This window comes from Oleiphilus sp. HI0066 (assembly GCF_001635725.1).
This window is the reverse complement of sequence record NZ_LWFH01000137.1, coordinates 1-1,269: the sequence shown is the minus strand read 5'-3', so window position 1 is coordinate 1,269 and position 1,269 is coordinate 1. Positions and strand designations below refer to the sequence as shown.

Genomic DNA, 1,269 nt, shown 5'->3' with positions numbered 1-1,269 from the left:
TTGACGCAAGCTCAACCATTCGATCTGCCATTTGGCCATAACCGTTATCACCTTCTGTACGGTGAGAAGTGAAAATTACTGCGTAGTAAGGTGGTGCCGGTGTATTGGCAATGAGAGACATCTAAACTCCTTTGAGCATTTAACGCCGCTATAAAGGGCAGGCAATGCGCAGCATTGACTGTCCAGCCCAACTTGTTGGGCGATCTTTGATAGCCTGGTTATGTGTGATGTTGCTGTTAATCATAAAACGCCAACCATGCTAACGTAATTAATGGGATTAATAGGGGAACCAAGCCGTACATTACAAAATCAGAATATGCCCTGGAGCTGAGATACTGAAACCCTTTTTGTATTGAGCGAACTGTAAAAATGGTTAAGCCTATAAATCGATATCGATGCCATTGCTTTCATTATCTCTTTTGTTTTTTAGTGCTCTGGCTGTCTCACCTAAAACATCGAATCCGTTTGGGTCACTACCTTTATACCCCTGACTTTTTCGTTTCCTGCTTTCATCATTTGGTAAAGGNCACATAAATACCGTTATAGAAAAACCGATGAAGGGGATCAAAATAAATGGGAAGTAAATTTCCTCAACTGCGAAGTACATTAGCAGCCCAAAACTTAATAAAGACAATGCGATAAGCTTCGCTTTCATATCAGCACCTTAGTGAACATAGCCGTGGAATCTTAGTTTCGAGGCCTGTTGGTTTGCAAAGTATGCAACCTCAAATCATCGCGCCTTGCTTGGTAGGCAAGGCCATCCTTAAGTTTTCTATCCTAAGATGAAACGACCTCGTTTTGAAAGTCTGTCTTGCGACGCACTGATTTTTTTGACGTTCAGGACAGGTCAGCTATCCGCAAGAAGGTAACGTTTTAGTTATTGCTCCATTAACGACTCCTAATGTCTACTTGCGAATGAAAAACAAATGTCCGCTTTTCATTCTTAGTACGTACTAACGCCGCCATATGGGGCATTGCTTATGGAGTGGAGCTTTGGGGTAAAGTGGCGCAGCCACCCCAAAGCGCAGCGGAGTAAACAATGCCCCTATGATGGCCTTGTTAGAATATTAATTGCAGAGTAATGACTCTATATCACTGATTAGCAAGCTAGATTGAAGATTACCATCACCACCCACTTTAATATTCATATTTGCAGCTGAAATATTTAACCCTGTCGTAGAACTAATGACAGAATCAAGAAGGAAGTTTTCCATGCCGTCTGTAGTATCGTAAGTAAACTCTAGAGTATTGGAGTCGCTGGTTAAGGTG

General features: G+C 42.0%; 1 protein-coding gene and 1 pseudogene. Both read right to left on the bottom strand.

The window, feature by feature from the left end:
• A pseudogene (locus tag A3738_RS02485) lies at positions 1 to 121 on the bottom strand (antibiotic biosynthesis monooxygenase); the annotation flags it as partial.
• A 946-nt stretch (positions 122 to 1,067) separates the two neighbouring features.
• Positions 1,068 to 1,269 (bottom strand): hypothetical protein (locus A3738_RS30420; protein ID WP_197473527.1); only part of this gene is annotated, 202 nt, incomplete at its 5' end.